This window comes from Humibacter ginsenosidimutans (assembly GCF_007859675.1).
Taxonomy (GTDB): domain Bacteria; phylum Actinomycetota; class Actinomycetes; order Actinomycetales; family Microbacteriaceae; genus Humibacter; species Humibacter ginsenosidimutans.
Genome location: NZ_CP042305.1, coordinates 4,078,642 through 4,099,256 on the forward strand (window position 1 = coordinate 4,078,642; position 20,615 = coordinate 4,099,256).

Consider the following 20,615-nt stretch of genomic DNA (forward strand, 5'->3'; position numbering starts at 1 on the left):
CCCAGGGCCGGCACCAGACGAGAACTGCTTACGGCACCGGGGGAGTCCGCCACGTCGCGCGCAGGTACTGACCGGGCCAATAGTCGACCTCGACACCGAGCTCGTGCGCGGCACGCAGCGGGAAGTGCGGGTCGCGCAGCAGTTCGCGGGCCAGCGAGACCGCGTCCGCCTGGCCCGACGCGACGACCTCGGCCGCCTGCGCGGGCTCGGTGATGATGCCGACGGCCGACACGGGCAGTCCGGTCAGCTCCCGGATGCGCGCGGCGAACGGCACCTGGTAGCCGGGCCCGACCGGGATGTCGGCGGGCACGTTGCCGCCGGAGGAGATGTCGAAGAAATCGGCACCGGCATCCGCACACCACTGCGCCACCGTGGCGCACTCGTCAACGTCCCATCCGGTGGGCACCCACTCGCTGGCGGAGAAGCGCACGAACAACGGCAGGTCGCCGATGGCCTCTCGCACGGAGGCCACCACGCGCAGCAGCAGGCGAGCGCGGTTCTCCAGGCTGCCGCCGTAGGCATCCACTCGCACGTTGCTCGCGGGGGAGAGGAACTCGTGCAGCAGGTAGCCGTGCGCGGCATGGATCTCCACCATGCCGAAGCCCGCTTTGACCGAGCGCCGGGCTGCGGCAGTGAACGCGTCGACGACACGATCGATGCCTTCGAGGTCGAGTTCCTCGGGTACGGCGAGACCGTGGAAGGCGATCGGCGACGGTGCCAGCGCGGTCCAGCCGCCGGAGTCCGCGGGGATCGAGCCGCTTCGGCCGTCCTCGCCCCACGGCGACCACGTCGACGCCTTGCGGCCGGCATGTGCGAGCTGGATGCCGGGCACGGCTCCCTGCTCCGCGATGAAGCGGGCGATCGGGCGCCAGGCATCCACCTGATCGTCGTTCCAGATGCCGGTGTCGCGGTCGGAGATGCGACCGCCAGGGGTGACCGCGGTCGCCTCGGCGATCACGAGCGACGACCCGCCCGCGGCGATCGACCCGAGGTGCATCAGGTGCCACGGCGTGGGCACGCCATCGCGTGTCATCACGGAGTACTGGCACATCGGCGCCGTGAAGATGCGGTTGCGCAGCCGAGTGCCCCTGATGTCGAGCGGGTCGAAGAGGTGCGACACGGTGCTCCTTGCGGTGATCGAATGCGGTGATCGGATGTAGTGCGTGGCCGCAGCGGCTGAGCGACCATCCGTGGCGCCTCAGCGGGCGAGCGACTCCAGGAACGCGCGCAGCGGTGCGGCGCCCGTGAACACGTGCCCGGTGATGCCGAGCGACTCGGCGCCCGCCACGTTGTCCGCGCGGTTGTCGATGAAGACCGTGTGCGCGGCATCCACGCCCAGTTCATCGATGGCGTGCTGGAAGATCGCCGTGTCGGGCTTGGCCAGCAACAGCTCGCCGGAGACGAAGACGCGCTCGAACAGCGAACCGATGAGACCCTGCCTGAAGTAGCTGCCGAAGTCGGCGCCGGCATTGGACAGCAGCGCCAGACGGGTGCCGCCGTCGCGCAGATCGACGAGGACGTCGATCGTGCCGGTGTCGACGCTGAGCCAGCCGCGGAAGTCGGTGACCCAGAGCAGGTGCAGCGTGCTCTCCGACCAGTCGGCCTGCGTGTCGGCCTCGATGCGTCGCCAGTAGTCGTGGATGCTCAGCGTTCCCAGATCGAGCTCGCCGCGGTGGCTCCAGTACGACGCCCAGAACGCATCGGGTTCCACCCCTGCGACGTCGAGGAGCGCCTGCCTGTCGAATTCGCTGGGTGTGAGCGAGATGACCTCGCCGTAGTCGAACACCACCACGCGGTCGGGCAGAGAGATCGGCATGCGCGGCCCTTTCGTCGAGTGCGAGCCGCACGCACCGGCCCGAGCACTGCGCGGCGCGGCGCGAAGGCCGTCGGCGTGGCAAGGGCTGGGCGTTGCGGCGTTTGCCAACCTATCGTGAAGGCATGACGCACGAGCCGGCTCAACGCCAGTCACGGGAATGGACGCTCTCCGACTGCGGCGAGTGGATCGCCGTGCCCGGCGCAGGCGACGACAAATATTCGCGCGGCGTGCTCGGGGTCGTCACGGGCTCCGACGAATACCCGGGTGCCGCGGTGCTCGGCGTCGAAGCGGCCACGCGCACCGGCGTCGGCATGGTGCGCTACGTGGGCGACGATGTGCCGTCGCGCCTCGTGCTCGAGCGCCGTCCCGAGACGGTGACGGCGGTCGGTCGGGTGCAGGCATGGCTGATCGGCTCCGGAATGGATGCCGCCCACCGCGACCCTGCGAACGCCGCCCGCCTGCGCGCCGCGCTCGCCGACGGCGTGCCGTGCGTCGTCGACGCCGGCGCACTCGACCTGATCGCGGAAGAGCACGCGCCGGTCGTCATCACGCCGCACTACCGCGAGCTCGCCCGCGTTCTCGCCGGAGACGCCGCGCGCGCTTCGGGAGGCGGCGCAGGCGCACCCTCTGCGGAGAAGATCGCGGCGGATGCGCGCGGCTGGGCCCGCCGCGCGGCGGATGCCACGGGCGCCACGGTGCTGCTCAAGGGACACGTGACGCACGTGTGCGCCCCGGGCGGCGAGGTGATCGACGTGTGCACGGGGCCCGATGCCGGCTGGCTGGCGACGGCGGGGAGCGGGGACGCGCTGGGCGGCATCCTCGGTGCCCTGCTGGCCACGCATGCGGACCGGATCGCCGCGGAGGGCCACGATGCGCTCGCTGCCCTGGCGGCGACGGCGGCAGCGTTGCACGGAGCCGCGGGAGCGAGGGCGTCTGCGGCGCGTGCGGGTGGCCCCATCGCGGCACTCGACGTGGCGGAGCACGTCGCGACGGTGGTCGGAGACGTGTTGTCGGCGGCGTGACGTGTCAGGGGGTGCCGGCACGAACATCCCCTCGCATGGTCGCCGGAATGACCGGCTCGCGGGGCCGTGAGCGGCGAGAATCGGCGTCTCGCGGCCGATAACATGGTCGTCTATGGCCACCGACACCCCGACGACCGCGACGGCCACCGGAGGCGCGGCCGCCGAGCCGTCGAGATCCGGTGACCGACGCGCCCGACTGAACGCGCTCGCCCGCGACCCGTACGCGCTCTGGGGAGCGTTCCTGCTGGTGCACGTCGTGCTGTGGCTGACGGCCCTGCTCGGCAGCGGGATGCCGTTGGGCGACGTCACACTGGTCTACCTGCCCTGGGCGCAGCTCGCCGAGCACGGCTACACGTTCATGGGCGTCACGTCGCCGTGGGTGTATCCGGCGGTGGCCATGGTGCCCATCCTGATTCCGATGCTCGCAGGCAGCGGCGGTTACGTCATGGCGTGGCTCGCCATGGTGACGCTGTTCGACGTGGCGGCCTTCGCCGTGCTCATCCGCAGGCGGCGCAGGCGGTCGGTCGCCGCGGCCTGGTGGTGGCTGGCATTTCTGCTGCTGCTCGGCCCGATCGCCGTCGGGCGGCTCGACGCCGTGTCGGTGGCGATCGTGATCATCGCGCTGGTGTGGCTCGCGGCCAGGCCGCAACTGGCATCCGTGCTGCTCGCGGTGGCGACCTGGATCAAGGTGTGGCCCGCCGGCGTGATCCTCGCGATCATCGTGGCGGTGCGCAGGCGCTGGCTGGTGCTCGGCTACGTGCTCGTGACGAGCGCCGTCATCACGATCGTCGCGATCGCCTTCGGCGGCCTCGACGACGTCTTCAGCTTCGTCGGTCAGCAGACCGGCCGAGGTCTGCAGATCGAGGCGCCGATCAGCATGCCGTGGATGTGGGCCGCTGCCCTGCACGTGCAGGGCAGCTTCCTGTACTACGACCAGCACCTGCTGACATTCCAGGTGATGGGGCGCAACATCGCGGCGGTGAGCGCCATGATGACTCCGGCGCTCGCGATCGCCGTGGCGGCGGTCACGCTGATCGGGCTGCGCGCCGTGCTGCGCCGCGCACCGAGCGCGCTCGTGCTGCCGCAGCTGATGCTCGCCATCGTCACCGCGCTGATCGCGTTCAACAAAGTGGGCTCGCCGCAGTACATCGACTGGCTGGCTGCGCCCGTGATCATCGGTCTGCTGATGTCCGGGCGCCGGTTCCTCACCCCCGCGGTGCTCGTGGCTGTCACCGCGGGACTGACGCAGCTCTTCTATCCGTACCTGTACATGGAGCTGCTGAATCTCAATGCGTGGATGCTCGCGGCCGTCACCGCGCGCAACGTCATGCTCTTCGTCGTGCTGGGCTGGGCCGTCGTCGCGCTCTGGCGCACCGGCACGCGCGCGAAGCGCGCGGCCGCCACCGGACCGCGGACGACGGCGGGCTCGACCACCTGGCCGCGGGACGACGCGGGCGAGGGCGAGTCGGAGGGCGGGGCATCCCTCGAGAGAGGCAACCGGGCGGCGGACCGCGTCGAGCCGACAGTCGACGAACTGTTCCCGAACCAGGTGTGAGAGCCTGGCAGCGGCCACAGAACGTAAAGGACACCACCATGCTCGTCGCCTTCTCCGTCGCTCCCAGCGGCACCGGCCGCGCAGACGGCTCCGTGCACGACGCGGTCGCGGCCGCCGTGCGCATCGTGCGCGAATCCGGCCTGCCGAATCACACCGACTCGATGTTCACCACCGTCGAGGGAGAGTGGGACGAGGTCTTCGACGTCGTCAAGCGGGCAACGGATGCCGTCGGCCAGTTCGGTTCCCGCGTCTCGCTCGTGCTCAAGGCCGACATCCGTCCCGGCTACACGGGAGAGCTCACCGGCAAGATCGAGCGACTGGATGCCGCGCTCGACGAGCTCGGCGAGTAGCACGCTCCCACGCGACGGACAGGGCCGCGGGACGTGCGTGCCGCGCGCTTGCTCACGGCACGCATCGGCCAGGAAATCCGCCACCCTTCGGTTGCGTCATCGACACGATATCGAATCGATTCGAATCTGTAACGTGCGACGTTTACGATGGTGCTCATGCCCGCCATCGTCGACGGGCCGGCGCTCTCGCCGGCCCGAATCCGCCTTGCCCTGATCGCGCTCGCGCTCGGCGGCTTCGGCATCGGTGCCACCGAGTTCGTCGCGATGGGCCTGCTGCCGAACATCGCGGCCGACCTGCTGCCGACGCTGTACGCGGCGAACCCAGCCGACGCGAACGCCCAGGCGGGGTGGATGATCTCGGCCTATGCGCTCGGCGTGGTCGTTGGCGCACCGACGATCGCGGCCACCGCGGCGCGCTGGCCCCGCAAGCGACTGCTGCTCTGGCTGCTCGTGACGTTCACGCTCGGCACCGTGGCAGCGGCCGTTGCACCGACGTTCCCGCTCGTGCTCGCCGCCCGGTTCGTGGCGGCGCTGCCGCACGGAGCGTACTTCGGCATCGCGAGCCTGGTGGCGGCATCCCTCATGGGTCCAGGCAAACGCGGACGCGGCGTGGCGTTCGTGCTCTCCGGCCTCACCATCGCGAATGTGGTCGGCGTGCCGGCCATCACCTGGCTGGGGCAGCAGGCGGGATGGCGCGTCGCCTATCTCGCGGTCGCCGTGATCTTCGCGCTCACGTTCGTCGCCGTGTTCGTCGCCGTGCCGTGGCAGGCGGGCAATCCCGATGCGACCATGCGTCGCGAACTGAAGGCCTTCACCCGGCCGCAGGTCTGGTTCACCCTCGGCGTCGGCGCGATCGGCTTCGGCGGACTCTTCGCGCTGTACACATACATCGCGCCGATCGTGACCGACGTCGCTGGCCTTCCCGAAGGTGCCGTGCCGCTCATGCTGGTGTGCTGCGGACTGGGAATGACGGTCGGCAACCTCCTAGGCGGTGCGATGGCGGACCGCAGCGTGAAGCGCACCATGCTGGTGTTCTTCGTCGTGCTCATGGTGGCGCTCGTCGCCATCGGTCTGCTGGCCCAGAACTGGATCGTGCTCGCGCTCGGCGTCTTCGTGGTGGGTGGTTCGTCGTCGGCGATCTCGCCGGCGATCCAGACGCGCCTGATGGATGTCGCGCGCGACAGTCAGTCCATCGCAGCGGCTCTCAACCACTCGGCGCTCAACATCGGCAACTCGCTCGGGGCATACCTGGGCGGTGTGGCCATCGCGGCAGGACTCGGCTATCGGGCTCCGGTCTGGGTGGGGCTCGTGCTGACGCTCCTCGGACTGTTGCTCGCGATCGGATCGTTCACGCTCGACCGGGTGCGCGCGGCACGAGGGCTGCCGGTCGCGGGCCACACCGCCGGCATCCCGACGGTGCCGGTCGACCTCGCCTGATCGGCGCCGCGGTCAGTCGTTCTGCAGCAGGATGCCGTCGAGGATGGCGCGTTTGCGCAGCGCCACCTTCGTGCCGACGTCGTAGCCCGCGACGCGATACTTCTCGCGGATGCGCTTCAGATAGCTCTTGGCCGTCTCGTCGGAGATGCCGAGCTTGAACGCCACCGACTTCACCGGCTCGCCCGCGCCATACAGCGCCATCACTCTGCGCTCCTGGGCGCTGAGCTTCGGTGATCCCGTCGTGCTCTGGCTGAGCGCCACGTCGAGCTCCTCCGAGATGAAGGAGTCGCCGCGCACCGCCGCGCGGATGGCCTCGACGATCATGTCGGCGTTCTCGCTCTTGACGATGTATCCCTGTGCGCCGGCGGCGAGCGCCTCCCGCACGACGTTCGGGTCGGAGTAAGCGCTCATCAGCATGGTCGGCACACCTGCGGCTTTCAGCGCCTGCAGCTTGATCGAGACCGGGATGTTGTCCTTGAGGTCGAGGTCGAGCAGCACGACGTCGACCGGGAACGCCTCGTGCGTGAGCAGTTCGGGCCACGTGGCGACGGCGGCGACCATCTCGATGTCGTCGGCGGCACCCCTGATCCATTCCGTGAGCGCGGCCAGCAGCATCCGATGATCGTCGACGATGGCGATCCTGATGGGTGCCTGCTCTGAGTCCTTCACGTGTCCGTCCTCCTCCCGCGGCTTCGGGTACCGCGCTGGTGGGGCATCCTCAGCGATCTGCCGAGGCGTCGACCAGGCAGTCTACTTCGATACGGAGCATCGCAGACTGACCGGTCTCGGTATACCGCCCCACTCTGCGAATAGCTTGCCATGCCGCCGGGTCGATCTGGCGTCGCGGGATGCCCGTGGCTTCGATCACGATCTGCAGCCCCTGCACGTGCGGGCCGGCATCCGCCCCCCGCGCCAGGTGGATGCGCAGCGACGTCGCCGACTTCGGCACGCTGCCCACGAGCAGCCAGATGGCCGAGAACAGCCCGTCGCGCTGTCTCGAATTCAGTGACGCGGCGAGGCCGTCGGGGTCGTCGACCACGGTCACCGGGTCGAGCACGGCCGACTCGGTGACCGCGTGGTGCAGCCAGGTCTGCCTGCGGTCTTCGACCAGGTGCAGCCTCAGCTGCGTCGCGAGAGAGGATGCCCTCGCCGCCGTCTCCGGGTCGAGCGGCAGCGCCTGCCGCCCGGCCGCGACGTCATCGAGCAGTTGCTCGGCGGCGAGGTCGAGCCGCTCGAGCTCCTCGGAGGCGAGCATTCCGACGGCGTGGTCGATGATCGTGGTGCTCTGGGTCTGCGCGATCTCGGAGTGGAACTGCACGATGCTGCGGAACGAGCGCACGAGAGTCACGCCGATGATCGGCGGCGCACACGCGATGGCCACGAAGGCCAGCCGTGGCGCGATGGAGAGCACGGTGTGCACCTGCAGGCCGAGCACGACGATCAGCACCAGGGCGAAGCCCGCCGTGGCCAGCACGATGTCGCGCGGCGGCCGCACGGTGACCGCGGCGACGAGGAGCCCGCCGACGCCGATGCAGGTCACGGGGAACACGCCGGTGGAGCCGGGCGCCCACGATGCAGCGAGGTCGATGCCGACGATGACGGCGCATCCCGCCATGAGCCCCGCGAAGCGACCCTGTTCGACAGGGGCGTCCCGCGGTGCAGGCATCACCCACATGAGCACGGCGACGAGCACGAGCAGGGCGAGCGCGACGAGACCGAGCCACGGCAGCGGGTACTGGCGCCCGAAGTAGGCGAACCGGATGATCGAGGTGACCACGAGAAGGTCGGCGATGACCATCGTGCCGGTGCGCAGTCGGCTCACTCCGCTGTGCATGTGGGTCGCCCTGGCGTCGAGCCTGCTCATTCCTTGGGTACCTCCAGCACGACGGTGGTACCGGATCCAGGCGCGCTGAACAGGCGGGCGTTGCCGCCCACGTCGCGCATGCGCGCGACGATCGACTCGGTGAAGCCCAGGCGGCCCGGCGAGACGTCGCTCACGTCGAACCCGACTCCGGAGTCGGTCACCATCGCGCGCACCGTCACGTCGTCATCGGTGATCGTGACGTGCGCCTCGGACTCGCCGGAGTGCCTGCGCACGTTCTCGAGGCACTCGGCGAGCGCGAGCAGGAACGCGTCGAGGGTGTCGGCGGGCAGCAGCACGTGCCCGGTGCCGTGCCAGGCGACGTCGAGGCCCATGCGCTCGAACCGTTGCTTGACCGTCTCGAGCGTGTTGCCGAGCGTGGACTCCTGCACCTGACGCAGGTTGTAGTCGCCGGAGGCCTGCGGGTCGGGCGTGTACCCCATGCGCAGCTCGCGCAGCAGCGCGGCGTCGTCGGCGGCCTGCGCTCGCAGCGCACGCTCGCCGACTCCGCGGCCGGAGTGGGCGAGCAGCGTGAGGGTGGCGAGCACGGTGTCGTGCAGCAGACGGGCGCTCTGCCTGCGCCGTGCCTCGTACTCGCTCGCCTGGCGCTCGGTGCGGTAGGCGTCACTCATGCCCTCGATGCGTTCGACGGTCTGCGGCACGACGCGTGCCACCCACACGGCGATGCCCGTGCAGAACGCCCAGCTGCCCACGGTGGCGAAGAGCACGGTCGGCAGGGGGCCGTGCACCGACAGCACGGTCGGCACGGTGACGGCGACGACCACGACGAATCCGATGCCGAGAATGACGCGGCGCCGGGCATCCGCTCCCAGGAGGAACGCGGTGCTGGCCGATGTGACGTCGAGCATGATGATGATGGCGGTGGCTGCTGAGCCGCTCGTGCCCCCGCTGAACCAGACGACGCCGATGGCGATCACCGAGGTGGCGAGCGTGACCATGATCGGGATCGGGGACGTGCGCCGCTGAACGGCGACGCAGGCCGTGATGATGAGGAGGCAGAGCGCCAGCACGCTCACGGTCGATTCGATCTCGGGAAGCGCACCTGGCAGCACGGTGCAGACCGCGGCCACCGCCGACGCGAGGATGCCCATCGTGCTCGACGCCACCGCGAGCATGCGGTCGCGTTCTTCGACGGTGCGCGTCATCGATCCTCCGGATACGCCCGACATCGGCTCCTGCGTCCGGGGCGAACTACAGAACGATTATGACGCGTGCCGTCGCAGGCCGGGTCGAGGTGCCGGTGCCGAGGCGTCTGATGCGTGTGTCGTCAGGTCGTCACATGCCCGTCCAGGCACGCAGCTTGTCGGGATTGCGCATCGCCCAGACGTTGGTCACACGGCCGTGCACGATCTCCAGCGCCGCCACCGCCGCCACTTCGCCGTTCTGCAGCGCGAGGAGACCGGGTCGACCGTTCACCGTGCGCTCCTCGATCGTGAGGTCGGGCGCCAACTGGGCGATGGCCACGAAGTAGCGGGCGACCTCCTCGGCGCCCACCATCGGGTGCAGCGCGGCGTTGACCCTGCCGCCGCCGTCGGCGACGAGCACCACGCTCGGATCGAGGATGCCGATCAGTGCGCCGATGTCCTTGCGCTCCCATGCTCGCCTGAGGTCTGCGACGACCTCGTCCTGAGCCCGAGAGTCTGAGCCGTGCTGCTCACGCGGTGCGCTCAGCCGTCGTCGCGCCGAGTACGCCAGCTGTCGGCACGCCGCCGGGGTGCGCCCCACGATCTCGGCGATCTCGGCGAACGAGTAGCCGAACACGTCGTGCAGCACGAACGAGACGCGCTCGGCCGGGCTCATCGCCTCGAGCACGACGAGGAACGCCATGGTGATCGACTCGTCGAGGGTCACGCGCTCTGCGGGGTCGGAAGGGGTGGATGCCGCGGCGCCGGCGGTCGAGGTCGCCCAGCCCACGGCATCCGGAACCGGCTCGGGAATCCACTCGCCCACGTACCGTTCGCGGCGCCGGCGCGCCGAGCCCAGCAGGTCGAGGCAGATGCGGCTGGCGACTGTGCTGAGCCAGGCGCCGGGGGAGCGGATCTCGCCGCGTTGCTCCGGCGTCATCGCGTACCAGCGGCCGAACGCCTCCTGCACCACGTCTTCGGCGTCGGCGAGCGAGCCGAGCAGGCGGTAGGCGAGGCCCAGCAGGGCCGGACGCTCGGCGGCGACCCGCTCGTCGGCGTCTGCGTCGCGGCGCGCGTCGTGGTCGCCGCGCTCATCACGTTCGTCACGATCGTGGTGGTGCGGCCCGGGAACGGACCCGGCCTGCGGGTGTTCGGTCATCGGCATCCTCCTGGGCGGTGCACCCGGCTCGGCACGCCATCGCGTGCCCTCGTCACGACGACGATGAAGCGCGGTCGGATGTCAGCCCGTCGTCGCCGACCTGACGTCGTGGGTATGCACGTCGTCGGACCATTGTGGCGCGGTCGACACGCGGTCGTCACGTGAACGAGGGAGGCGCGGCATCCATGTCGTCATCGAGAACCATCACACCGGGATACCTGACCGCTCTGCGCGTCGTCGTGACGCTGCTCGCCGCGGCGACACTCGCGGCGGCCGTCGCCGCCGGACTCCTCATCTCCGGCGCAGCGGGCATGGCGGTGCACAGCGCCACCGCCTACACGACGTGGTCGCTGGCGGTGCTGTACGTGATCGTCGCGCTGCTCGCCTGGTGGCGAGGAGGCGGGTCGCGACGTCCGGCGGCTCTCGCGCTCGGCTATCTGGTCGGCGTCTCGCTGCAGGTCGTCTTCGGACTCGCGCACCTGGCGGCGCTGCACGTTCCGTGGGGCGTCGCGCTCTTCGCCGCGATCGCGCTCCAGCTCGGCTGGGTGTGGCGCCTGAAGGCGCAGAGTCCCGCCGTCCCGGCGTCCGAGGGGCTCAGGACTCGAGAAGCCTCTGCAGCGGTGGGCCGATGAGGTCGTCCTCGATGAGGAAGGCGTCGTGCCCGAACGGCGAGTGGATCACGATCGGGTGAGCGCCGTGGATGCTGTTCTGCAGACCGGCTGCGATGATGCGCTGGCCGTCGACCGTGTACAGCCGGTCGCTGTCGATGCCGAGCACGAGTGAGGATGCCGTGACGCGGCCGAGCGCCGCATCCACCCCTCCGCGCCCGCGGCCGATGTCGTGCGAGCTCATGGCGCCCACCACGGTGATGTAGCTGTTGGCGTCGAACCGCCGCGTGAACTTGTTGCCGTGGAAGTCGAGGTACGACTCGACGGCGAACCGCCCGCCTGCACCGAGCGGGCTGATGCCGCTCTGCCAGCTGCGCTGGAAGCGCTCGTTGAGCTCGTTGGCGCTGCGGTAGTTGAGCAGCGCCATGCGGCGGGCGAGGGCGAGTCCGGCGTGCGGACCCTCGCCGTCTGCCGAGTCGTAGTAGCGGCCGGCCCTGAACTGGGCATCGGTGCGGATCGCCTCGATCTGCAACGTGTTGAGCGCGATCTGGTCGGCCGTGGAGAACGGGGGCGCCGCGATCACGGCGACCCGTTCCATGCGCTCCGGGAAGCTCACCGCCCACTCCAGCGACTGCATGCCGCCCATGGAGCCGCCGATCACGGCGGCCCAGCTGTCGATGCCGAGCGTGTCGGAGAGCGCGGCCTGGGCGTTCACCTGGTCGCGCACCGTGGTGTACGGAAAGCGGGGCCCCCACTCGATGCCGTCGGGGGCGAGGGATGCCGGCCCGCTCGACCCCTGGCATCCACCGATCATGTTCGGAGCCACCACGAACCATTGGTCGGTGTCGATCGCGAGTCCGGGGCCCACGATGCCGTTCCACCATCCCGAGGTCGGATGCCCCGGCCCGGCCTCGCCCACCACATGGCTGTCGCCGGTGAGCGCATGCAGCACGAGCACGGCGTTGTCGCGCTGTGACGAGAGCGTGCCCCACGTCTCGTACGCCACGACCATGTTCGACAGCGTGCGACCGCACTCGAACGCCAGCGAGCCGATCTTCGCGAACTGCCGGTCGCCGACCGGGTCGCCCTCGCGCCACGCGCCGGTCGCGCGCGGCTTGCCGAGCAGCGAGCGAGCCTGCGCGTCGGTGATGAAGCTCGACGGCACGGTGTCTTCGGAGGTCTGCCAGTCCATGGTGATGTCAATTCTGCCGGGTGCCGGGCGGCGCACCGTGCTCTGTTACGACTGGCGCGCTCCGTGGCGCGTGCCGAAAATCGGACTTCTGCGGCGCCACGCCGTGTGCAGGGGTCGACACGCCGCCCGCGGCCGCAGAAGTCCGATTTTCGGCACGGCCGGCTGGTGGGAGGCGCGGTGGTGGGGAGCTCGGCACGGTGGTGGGGGCTCGGCCCGGTGGTGGAGGCACAGAGCGGATGGGCGCAGACAGCAGGGGCCCGGTGGTGGCCGAGCCCCTGCTGTGGTTGGTCGAAAGCGACGTCAGGCGGAGACGCTGTCGTTCTCGGCGACCGCGCGGGCGGCCGCGAGGCCGGCCTCGAGGTCGGCCTTCAGGTCGTCGATGTTCTCGATGCCGACCGACAGGCGCACCAGGCCCGGCGTGACGCCGGCCGTGAGCTGCTCCTCGGGGGAGAGCTGCGAGTGCGTGGTCGATGCCGGGTGGATGACGAGCGAGCGCACGTCGCCGATGTTGGCGAGGTGGCTGAACAGCGTGAGGTTGTCGACCAGCGCGCGGCCGGCATCCACACCGCCCTTGAGCTCGAACGAGAGCACGGCGCCGACGCCCTTGGGCGCGTACTTGTTGGCGGCCGCGTACCACGGACTCGTGGGCAGTCCCGCGTAGTTGACCGAGGCGACGTCGGGATGGTTCTCGAGGAACTCCGCGATCTCCTGGGCGTTCTGCACGTGGCGCTCGATGCGCAGCGACAGCGTCTCGATGCCCTGGATGAGCAGCCACGCGCTGTTCGGCGCGATGGCTGAGCCGAGGTCGCGCAGCAGCTGCACGCGCGCCTTGATGATGTAAGCGAGTCCGTCGCCGACGGCCTGGGTGTAGCTCACGCCGTGGTATGACTCGTCGGGCTCCGTGAGGCCCGGGAACTTCTCGACGTTCTTCGACCATTCGAAGTGTCCGCCATCGACGATGACGCCGCCGATGGTCGTTCCGTGGCCGCCGAGGAACTTGGTGGCCGAGTGGATGATGATGTCGGCGCCGTGCTCGAACGGACGGATCAGGTACGGCGTGGCGATCGTGTTGTCGACGATGAGCGGAACGCCGGCGCCGTGCGCGATGTCGGCGATGGTCTCGATGTCGAGGATGTTGACCTTGGGGTTGCCGACGGTCTCCGCGAAGAACAGCTTGGTGTTCGGGCGGATGGCGCGACGCCATTCTTCGGGGTCGTCCTGGTTCTCGACGAACGTGGTCTCGATGCCGAGCTTGCCGAGCGTGTACTTGAAGAGGTTGTAGGTGCCGCCGTAGATCGAGCTCGACGAGACGATGTGATCGCCGGCCTGGGCGATGTTGAGCACCGCGAACGTGGACGCGGACTGGCCGCTGGCCAGCAGCAGCGCGCCGGTGCCGCCCTCGAGGGCGGCGACCCGCTCCTCGACGACCGCCTGCGTCGGGTTCTGGATGCGCGTGTAGATGTTGCCGAACTCGGCGAGCGCGAAGAGGTTCTTCGCGTGGTCGGAGTTGTTGAACACGTACGACGTGGTCTGGTAGATCGGCGTGGCCCTCGCGTTGGTCACGGGATCGGGCGCGGCGCCGGAATGCACCTGCTTGGTTTCGAATTGCCACTGCGCGGCGTCGGTCATGATGATCTCCCGGTGGATAGTGCTCGTGGGTCCGGTGCATGCGAGCGCCGGTGCTGCAAGACAGCGTAGGCGCCGGGCATCCGGGCCTCAAAACAGTCGAAATGCGGCGTAACTCAGCGTTTCGCGGTCACGAGTACGGTGCCGGGCGGAACCGGCACGTCGGGCGCTGCCGGCGGCGGCAGCTGGGCCAGCGCCTGCCGACGGAACAGCCATGGATAGTCCGGTTCGATCACCCAGTGGAACGCTCGCCTGATGAAGGGTTGCGACAGCAGAACGGAGATGCCGACCGACAGCACGATCACGCCTGCCAACACCCAGCTCGGCTTGTGACCGTCGAGCAGCCCGAACTGCCGCAACGGGTAGAGGAAGAAGCTGTGCAGCAGATAGATGTACATGGTCGCGGCGCCCCAGGCGGTGAACATCGTGCGGCGACGTGGCACCAGCGCGAGAAAGGCCAGCGTCAGCAGTGCTCCGACGCCGATCATCAGCAGCCGAACCGCGCCCGCCCACCATTGGTCGTAGCCGAACGAGTCGTACTGCTCGTCGTAGAGCAGGAACCGGCGGATGAGCAGGTCGCGCCAGAGACCGATGTGGGCGCCCAGGAAGAGCAACACGAGACCGAACAGCACGATGGAGCCCGCGCGCCAGCGCCACGCCACCGCCGTCCGCAGCTGCAGCCACCGCTTCGTGATGCTCCAGTGCCGCAGCTTCCAGCCGAACACGAAGAACGGCAGCAGGCCTGCCGTTCTCGACAGCGCGAGCGTGCTGTCGACGTTGTCGAGGTATCCGGCCGCGACGGAGATGAGGATTGCGAACACCAGCGGGTAGCGCAGCATCACCAGGTAGGGCAGCGCCACCCGCCACACGCCGAGGGCGATCAGGAACCAGAGTGTCCAACTCGCGGTCGTGTAGTCGAGGCTGAGCTTTCCGGTGGCGGCCCAGTCGATCAGGCTCCACACCGTCTCGAAGATGACGTAGGGAAAGACGATGTCGGTGAGCAGGCGCTTGAGGCCGCGGTAACCGGGCGGCTGCGCCTTCGCGAAGTAGCCGGACACGGTGACGAAGACCGGCACGTGAAAGAGGTAGATGAAGAGGTACAGCGTGTAGGCGGCATCCGAGTGGGCGATCAGCTTGAGGATGGCATGGCCGATCACGACCAGCGTGATGGCCAGCCAGCGTGCGTTGTCCCAGTAGGCGACACGAGCCTTACGTGGCGTCGTCGTCGCGATTCGTTCGGCGATCGTCATCGCCCTCCACGCTAGAGCACCCCCGAATGGGGGATGCTCAGGTACGGCCGGGCTCGGGATGCCGCACCTGGGACGAGCGCGCAGGTCGCGGATGCCCACGCCGCGGTTTCCGTGCACCACGGGCCGCCTGCACAATGGAGGAATGGCATCCAGGCGTGTGGTCGTGACCGGAGCGAGTTCGGGCATCGGCGCGGCGACCGTGCGAGAGTTCCGCAACAGAGGCTGGAACGTGGTCGCGGTGGCGCGTCGGGAAGACAGATTGCGCGCGCTCGCCGAAGAGACGGGAACGGGGTTCTTCGCCGCCGACGTCACCTCGCCGGCCGAGGTCGAGGCGTTGCGGGATCACCTCGCGACGACCGGTGGCGTGCACGCGGTGGTCAACAACGCGGGCGGCGCCCGGGGGCTCGACACGATCGAGGCCGGCTCGGACGACGACTGGCGCTGGATGTTCGAGGTGAACGTTCTCGGCACCAAGCACGTCATCTCCGCGCTGCTGCCCTTGCTGCGTGACGCCGCGGAGGCCACAGGGCACGCCGACATCCTCAACGTCACGTCTACGGCCGGACACATGGCCTATGCGGGAGGCGCCGGTTACAACGCCGCGAAGTTCGCGCAGCACGCGCTCACCGAGGCGCTGCGGCTGGAACTGAACGGCGAGCCGCTACGCGTGATCGAGGTGGCGCCGGGCCTCGTGCACACCGAGGAGTTCTCGCTCACCCGGTTCCAAGGCGACAAGGATCGCGCCGATGCGGTCTACGCCGACGTGCCCGAGCCGCTGAGCGCCCACGACGTCGCGGTCACGATCGTCGACGCGCTGGAGAGACCGCCGCATGTCGACCTCGACCTGATCGTGGTGAAGCCGGTGGCGCAGGCAGCGGCGTATCGCCTGCACCGTGGACCGCTGCGCGTGGCCGGCAGAGACTGACCATGACGGGGGCCGCGCAGCGCCGCGCGAAGGGAGAGCGGGCCGAACAGCGCTGGGAGCGGTTGAGCGCCTGGCCATTCCTGGTGCTGTCTGCGGTGTTCATCGTGGCCTACAGCATCCACTGCCTCGACTCGAGCCTTACTCCGTCGCAGCACGGCACCATCTGGATCATCCTCGCGGTGATCTGGGCGATCTTCGTGGTCGACTATGTGGGGCGTCTGGTGCTGGCGCCCGACCGCAGCTCGTTCGTGCGGCACAACATCCCCGATCTGCTCGCCGCGCTCGTGCCCATGTTCCGGCCGTTCCGCGCGCTGCGCGAGCTGCGACGTATCGAGTACTTCCAGGGCAAGACCGGCGCCGCTGTGCGTGCGAGGGTCATCGCCTACTCGGTGTCGTTCGTGGCGCTGTGGGTCTACACCATCTCGATCACCGTGGTGTTCGTCGAGCGCGGAGCCCCAGGAGCGACGATCGTGAGCCTCGGCGACGCACTGTACTGGTCGGCCGTGACCATGGCGACCGTGGGGTACGGCGACATGGTGCCGGTGACCACGGCGGGCCGAGTGCTGGCCGTCATGCTGATGATCAGCGGCGTGGGCATCGTGGGCGTCACGACCGCGACGATCGTGTCGTATCTCAACGACACGGTGCGCAGGCACGTGACGAGCAGAGACGCCGACGGCACCGCGGGCGATGACCGGGGTGGGGCCGTGCAGGTCGCCGAGGCGATCGACGAGATCGGACTGGATGGACCGTCGGATCGGAAGCCGTCGCGAGCCGAGATGAACGAGACGAACCACGACGACGAGACGAATGAAGAGGGAGTCGATCGATGAGCGTGTTCCTGGTGGGCGGCGGACACCGTGACGACGTGGAGGACGCGCTCTACGGCGGCTTCATCGCAGAGGCCGTGGCGCGTGCGGGCGATGAGCGCCCCGCCCGCATCGCGGTGCTCACCGTGACCGAGCGCGCCACGGCCGACGCAGGCGACGCCTTCGCCGCGATCGTGCGCAGGGTGGCGAACGACTCTCCCGTCGACGTGGCGCAGATTGTGGTGGCCGAGGGGGAGAGGATGCCCGCCGCCGCGCTCGACGACGCCGACGGCATCCTCGTGGGCGGGGGCCTCACGCCCGCCTACCTCACCGCGCTGAAGCCGCTGGCGGCTCGTCTCCGTCTGGCCGTCGAGTCGGGGGTGCCGTATCTCGGCTTCTCCGCCGGTGCAGCGATTGCGCCCGATCGCGCGCTGATCGGCGGCTGGCGCATCGGCGACGTCGAGGTCGCGCAGGAGGACGCTGCCGAAGACCTCGACGAGGTCACCGTCGAAGACGGCCTCGGGCTCATCGACGTCACCGTCGACGCGCACGCCGTGCAGTGGGGCAATCTCACCAGGGCGATCGCCGCCGTCGACTCCGGCGCCGTGGGCGAGGTGATCGCGCTCGACGAATCCACGGTGCTGGCGGTGGGATCAGGTCCGCTGCGCGCGGGCGGCGCAGGCACGGTGTGGGTGGTCACGAGAGACGAGCGCGGAGTGCTTGTTCGGGGCATGCGGTGACGGCGCCGAAGACGCTGGCCGAGCTCGCCGCCGACGGCCAAATGGATCCTGGGTGGGCCGCGGTCCTGCAGCCGGTCGCGGGCGACATCGCGGCGATGGGGGACTGGCTGCGCGCCGAAGTGGCGTCGGGAAGGCACTATCTGCCTGCCGGCGCGAACGTGTTGCGGGCCTTCAGGTATCCGCTCGCCGACGTGCGCGTGCTCATCGTGGGGCAGGATCCGTACCCCACGCCGGGGCATCCGATCGGGCTCTCGTTCGCCGTCGAGCGCGATGTGCGCCCCATTCCGCGCAGCCTCCAGAACATCTATCGCGAGCTGCGTGAGGACCTCGGCGTGCAGCCGCCGGTGCACGGCGACCTCACGGCGTGGAGCGAACACGGCATCATGCTGCTCAACAGGGTGCTCACTGTGCGTCCCGGCGCGGCGGGGTCGCACCGCGGCGTCGGCTGGGAGCGAGTGACCGAGCACGTCATCCGGGCACTGGTGGAGCGGGGAACGCCGCTCGTGGCGATCCTCTGGGGAAGGGATGCCGCGAATCTGCGCCCCCTGCTCGGCCAGACCCCTGTCATCACCTCACCGCACCCCAGCCCGCTCTCCGCGAACGGCGGCTTCTTCGGCTCGAAGCCGTTCAGCCGCGCGAACGAGTTGCTCGTTCGTCAGGGCGCGCAGCCCGTCGACTGGTCGCTGAGCTGACACCCGCTCGCATGCTCCCTGAGCGAGCGAAGCGAGCTGAGTAGGACAACGCCCTTCGGTCAGTTCAAGGCAGAGGTCAGCCTCGCCAGGCCGTCGAGGAACGTCGAGTGCGCGGGTTCGCGTTCCCACTCCTCGAGCGTGAGCTCGCGGCCGGCATCCCGGTATTTCTGTTCGACCCGGCGCATGGCCTGCACGAACGACGCACCGCGCACGAGCATCGACATCTCGGCGTTCAGGCTGAACGACCGGATGTCCATGTTGCTCGACCCGATGACGGCGACGTCGTCGTCGATCGAGAAGTGCTTGGCGTGCAGGATGAACGGCGCGGGATAGAGGAAGATGCGCACGCCCGCCGCCAGCAGCGTTCGATAGTACGAGCGCTGCGCGTGGTACACGAGCCCCTGGTCGCCGATCTCGGAGACGAACAGCTGCACGTCGAGCCCGCGCTGGCACGCGGTCGTGATGGCGTACACCATCGCCTCGTCCGGCACGAAGTACGGGCTGGTGAGGATGACCCGCTCCGTGGCGGCGTGGATGAGCGAGAGGAACAGCCGCAGGTTGTTCTCCGTCTCGTATGCCGGCCCCGACGGCACGAGCTGGCAGGTGAGGTTCTCGGCGGCCGGCGCGATGTCGGAGGCCGCCAGGTGTTCGCTCGCCGAGACATCCTCGCCGGTCTCGATCACCCAGTCGGAGAGGAACACGGTGTTCACCTGGGCGACCACCGGGCCGTCGAGCCGGGTCATGAGCTCCTGCCACTTGAGGCCGCGTTTGATGTTCTTCGGCGAGTTGTAGTCGCGGGAGATGAGGTTCTGCGACCCCATGAACCCGACGCGGCCGTCGACCACGAGGAGCTTGCGGTGGTTGCGCAGGTCGGGACGCTGGAACTTGCCCTTGAACGGCTGCACCGGCAGCATGAACGACCACTTCACGCCGATGCGATCGAGCTCGGCGAAGGTCTTGTCGGAGTTCGGGATCTTGCGCGTCGCGATGAAATCGGCCAGCAGCCGAACGGTGACGCCGCGCTGAACGGCACGTTCCATCGCCGAGAAGAAGCCGCGCGTGGTGTCGTCCCACGCCACGATGTAGAACTCGACGTGCACCCAGTCGTTCGCCGTGTCGATGGCGGCTGCCATGGCATCCATGGATGCCTGGTAGTCGTCGATCAGGCTCGCCCCGTTCCCGGCGACGGCGGGCAGGCTCGTCAGCGTCTCGTTCTGCTCCGCGACACGCTGGAACCAGCGGGGCCAACCGGGGTCATCCCCTCCGCGCTGCACGCGCGAGCGGATGATCTCGTCGATGCGCGCCTGCTCGTTGCGCCGCTTCGCCGGCAGCCGGAAGTTGCCGATCAGCAGATAGATGACGAGTCCGACGAGCGGCACGATGAGGATCAGCAGCAGCCACGCCATCGCCGCGGTGGGCTTGCGGTCCCTGGGGATGTAGATGAGCGCGAGCACGTCGATGATCAGAACGACGACCCAGCCGAATCCCCAGAACAGATTCGACAGCAGCAGCGAATGCATACCTGGAACCCTAGGGCGCGTTCGAACGCCACGTCATAACCCGTTCTGGGTGCTCATCGCCCGTTTCGGGTGCGGAAACACGGCCGCAACACGCCGCGGTTAGCCTGTAACGATGCTGCAGGAGGAGTACGAGTCACGACGGGTGCTGCCGCCGCATCTGCGCAAGCCCGAGGCACCGGAGGCGCCGTTCAGCTACGAGATCCGGGATGCCACGCCCGCCGACCTTCCGCACATCCGCGAGATCTACAACTATTACGTGACGAACAGCACCGTCACGTTCGACGAAGACACCATGTCGATCAAGGCGTGGAAGGCGAAGTACGCCCATCTGCGCAAGATCGGCATGCCGTTCCTGGTCGCCGCGTCGCCGAGTGGACAGATCCTCGGCTATGCACTGGTCACTCCGTGGAAGCAGAAGGCCGCCTACCGGTTCACGGTGGAGAACTCGATCTATCTGGGGCAGGCGTCGACGGGAAAGGGACTCGGCACGGCGCTGATGAGGGCGCTCGTCGACGCTTCGAAGGCTGCAGGCCTCAAGGAGATGATCGCGGTGATCGCGGATCAGGGGGCCGAGGCATCCATCGCCATGCACCGCGCGTTCGGCTTCAAGCAGGTGGGCAGCATGGGCCGCGTCGGCTTCAAATTCGACCGCTGGCTGGGCACCGTGCTGATGCAGAAGAGCCTCAAGTAGCACCGCGCACGCGAGGCGTTCCTATGAATTCGCCTGGGCGTCGTTATCGATTCGTGATAATTGCGACCGGATGCCGCGCGGCCGTCCTACAGTGGCCTCACCGTCACCGCCGGGCGCCTCGCATGGAGGCGAACGACACGACGCTGTACACGAATCGAGGCCTGCCGCATCCGGAAGTCGGATGCCGCAGGCCTCGTCCAGTTCGGCGCGCTCGCAG

Annotated in this window: 20 protein-coding genes; 10 read left to right on the forward strand and 10 right to left on the reverse strand. The window is 69.1% G+C overall.

Features of this window, described 5'->3' with window-relative positions:
- Positions 1-28 precede the first annotated feature (28 nt).
- Both FPZ11_RS18620 and FPZ11_RS18625 read right to left on the reverse strand, forming a co-directional pair.
- Positions 29-1,120 (reverse strand): NADH:flavin oxidoreductase/NADH oxidase, encoded by a 1,092-nt coding sequence (locus tag FPZ11_RS18620; protein WP_146322496.1) that lies wholly within the window; start codon positions 1,118-1,120, stop codon positions 29-31.
- 78 nt (positions 1,121-1,198) lie between these two features.
- On the reverse strand, positions 1,199-1,816 hold the full coding sequence (locus tag FPZ11_RS18625; protein ID WP_146322497.1) for an HAD family hydrolase: 618 nt from the start codon (positions 1,814-1,816) through the stop codon (positions 1,199-1,201).
- A 122-nt stretch (positions 1,817-1,938) separates the two neighbouring features.
- On the opposite strand from FPZ11_RS18625, the gene FPZ11_RS18630 reads away from it, so the two are divergent.
- The 4 genes from FPZ11_RS18630 (at position 1,939) to FPZ11_RS18645 (ending at position 6,180) form a co-directional block, all read left to right on the forward strand.
- Positions 1,939-2,838, forward strand: a complete 900-nt coding sequence (locus FPZ11_RS18630; RefSeq protein WP_146322498.1) for an ADP-dependent NAD(P)H-hydrate dehydratase — start codon at positions 1,939-1,941, stop codon at positions 2,836-2,838.
- A 112-nt stretch (positions 2,839-2,950) separates the two neighbouring features.
- Positions 2,951-4,393, forward strand: coding sequence for a glycosyltransferase 87 family protein (locus FPZ11_RS18635; protein ID WP_146322499.1), 1,443 nt, complete (start codon positions 2,951-2,953; stop codon positions 4,391-4,393).
- 38 nt (positions 4,394-4,431) lie between these two features.
- On the forward strand, positions 4,432-4,743 hold the full coding sequence (locus FPZ11_RS18640; protein ID WP_146322500.1) for a thiamine-binding protein: 312 nt from the start codon (positions 4,432-4,434) through the stop codon (positions 4,741-4,743).
- 156 nt (positions 4,744-4,899) lie between these two features.
- Positions 4,900-6,180, forward strand: a complete 1,281-nt coding sequence (locus FPZ11_RS18645; protein ID WP_146322501.1) for an MFS transporter — start codon at positions 4,900-4,902, stop codon at positions 6,178-6,180.
- 12 nt (positions 6,181-6,192) lie between these two features.
- Here FPZ11_RS18645 and FPZ11_RS18650 read toward each other — a convergent pair whose 3' ends face one another.
- The 4 genes from FPZ11_RS18650 to sigJ all read right to left on the reverse strand — a co-directional run bounded on the left by FPZ11_RS18650 (position 6,193) and on the right by sigJ (position 10,345).
- Complete coding sequence (locus FPZ11_RS18650; RefSeq protein ID WP_302849654.1) at positions 6,193-6,849, reverse strand: response regulator; 657 nt, start codon at positions 6,847-6,849, stop codon at positions 6,193-6,195.
- A 49-nt stretch (positions 6,850-6,898) separates the two neighbouring features.
- Positions 6,899-8,044: a hypothetical protein gene (locus tag FPZ11_RS18655; RefSeq protein WP_146322502.1), complete on the reverse strand. Its 1,146-nt coding sequence runs from the start codon at positions 8,042-8,044 to the stop codon at positions 6,899-6,901.
- Complete coding sequence (locus tag FPZ11_RS18660) at positions 8,041-9,207, reverse strand: sensor histidine kinase (RefSeq protein ID WP_146322503.1); 1,167 nt, start codon at positions 9,205-9,207, stop codon at positions 8,041-8,043. Before FPZ11_RS18660 ends, FPZ11_RS18655 begins: the two co-directional genes overlap by 4 nt.
- A 130-nt stretch (positions 9,208-9,337) precedes the next feature.
- A complete protein-coding gene (sigJ, locus tag FPZ11_RS18665) occupies positions 9,338-10,345 on the reverse strand; it encodes an RNA polymerase sigma factor SigJ (RefSeq protein WP_146322504.1) in 1,008 nt (335 codons plus the stop codon).
- A gap of 185 nt (positions 10,346-10,530) precedes the next feature.
- Between sigJ and FPZ11_RS18670 the strand changes: the two genes are divergently transcribed.
- A complete protein-coding gene (locus FPZ11_RS18670; protein WP_146322505.1) occupies positions 10,531-10,977 on the forward strand; it encodes a hypothetical protein in 447 nt (148 codons plus the stop codon).
- Here FPZ11_RS18670 and metX read toward each other — a convergent pair.
- The 3 genes from metX to FPZ11_RS18685 all read right to left on the reverse strand — a co-directional run bounded on the left by metX (position 10,940) and on the right by FPZ11_RS18685 (position 15,021).
- Positions 10,940-12,145 carry a homoserine O-acetyltransferase MetX gene (metX, locus tag FPZ11_RS18675; RefSeq protein ID WP_146322506.1) on the reverse strand — a complete coding sequence of 402 codons (1,206 nt, stop codon included), beginning with the start codon at positions 12,143-12,145 and terminating at the stop codon, positions 10,940-10,942. The two genes, FPZ11_RS18670 and metX, sit on opposite strands and share 38 nt — an antisense overlap.
- A 300-nt stretch (positions 12,146-12,445) precedes the next feature.
- Positions 12,446-13,774 (reverse strand): bifunctional o-acetylhomoserine/o-acetylserine sulfhydrylase, encoded by a 1,329-nt coding sequence (locus tag FPZ11_RS18680; RefSeq protein ID WP_146322507.1) that lies wholly within the window; start codon positions 13,772-13,774, stop codon positions 12,446-12,448.
- A 113-nt stretch (positions 13,775-13,887) separates the two neighbouring features.
- Positions 13,888-15,021 (reverse strand): acyltransferase family protein, encoded by a 1,134-nt coding sequence (locus tag FPZ11_RS18685; protein WP_146322508.1) that lies wholly within the window; start codon positions 15,019-15,021, stop codon positions 13,888-13,890.
- A gap of 142 nt (positions 15,022-15,163) precedes the next feature.
- On the opposite strand from FPZ11_RS18685, the gene FPZ11_RS18690 reads away from it, so the two are divergent.
- Genes FPZ11_RS18690 through FPZ11_RS18705 form a run of 4 tightly spaced genes read left to right on the forward strand, consistent with a single transcriptional unit; the run spans position 15,164 to position 18,187 of the window.
- Positions 15,164-15,946 (forward strand): SDR family oxidoreductase, encoded by a 783-nt coding sequence (locus tag FPZ11_RS18690; protein WP_210415920.1) that lies wholly within the window; start codon positions 15,164-15,166, stop codon positions 15,944-15,946.
- 2 nt (positions 15,947-15,948) lie between these two features.
- The gene (locus FPZ11_RS18695; RefSeq protein WP_146322509.1) at positions 15,949-16,779 is read left to right on the forward strand and encodes a potassium channel family protein; all 831 of its coding nucleotides are present in this window, start codon (positions 15,949-15,951) and stop codon (positions 16,777-16,779) included.
- Positions 16,776-17,495 carry a Type 1 glutamine amidotransferase-like domain-containing protein gene (locus FPZ11_RS18700; protein WP_146322510.1) on the forward strand — a complete coding sequence of 240 codons (720 nt, stop codon included), beginning with the start codon at positions 16,776-16,778 and terminating at the stop codon, positions 17,493-17,495. Before FPZ11_RS18695 ends, FPZ11_RS18700 begins: the two co-directional genes overlap by 4 nt.
- Before the next feature lie 41 nt (positions 17,496-17,536).
- A complete protein-coding gene (locus FPZ11_RS18705) occupies positions 17,537-18,187 on the forward strand; it encodes a uracil-DNA glycosylase (RefSeq protein WP_146323007.1) in 651 nt (216 codons plus the stop codon).
- 59 nt (positions 18,188-18,246) lie between these two features.
- On the opposite strand, the gene cls is transcribed toward FPZ11_RS18705, so the two are convergent.
- Entirely contained in the window at positions 18,247-19,707 is a 1,461-nt protein-coding gene (gene cls, locus FPZ11_RS18710) for a cardiolipin synthase (protein ID WP_146322511.1), read from the reverse strand.
- A 112-nt stretch (positions 19,708-19,819) separates the two neighbouring features.
- On the opposite strand from cls, the gene FPZ11_RS18715 reads away from it, so the two are divergent.
- Positions 19,820-20,398, forward strand: a complete 579-nt coding sequence (locus FPZ11_RS18715; protein WP_146322512.1) for a GNAT family N-acetyltransferase — start codon at positions 19,820-19,822, stop codon at positions 20,396-20,398.
- Positions 20,399-20,615: the final 217 nt, after the last annotated feature.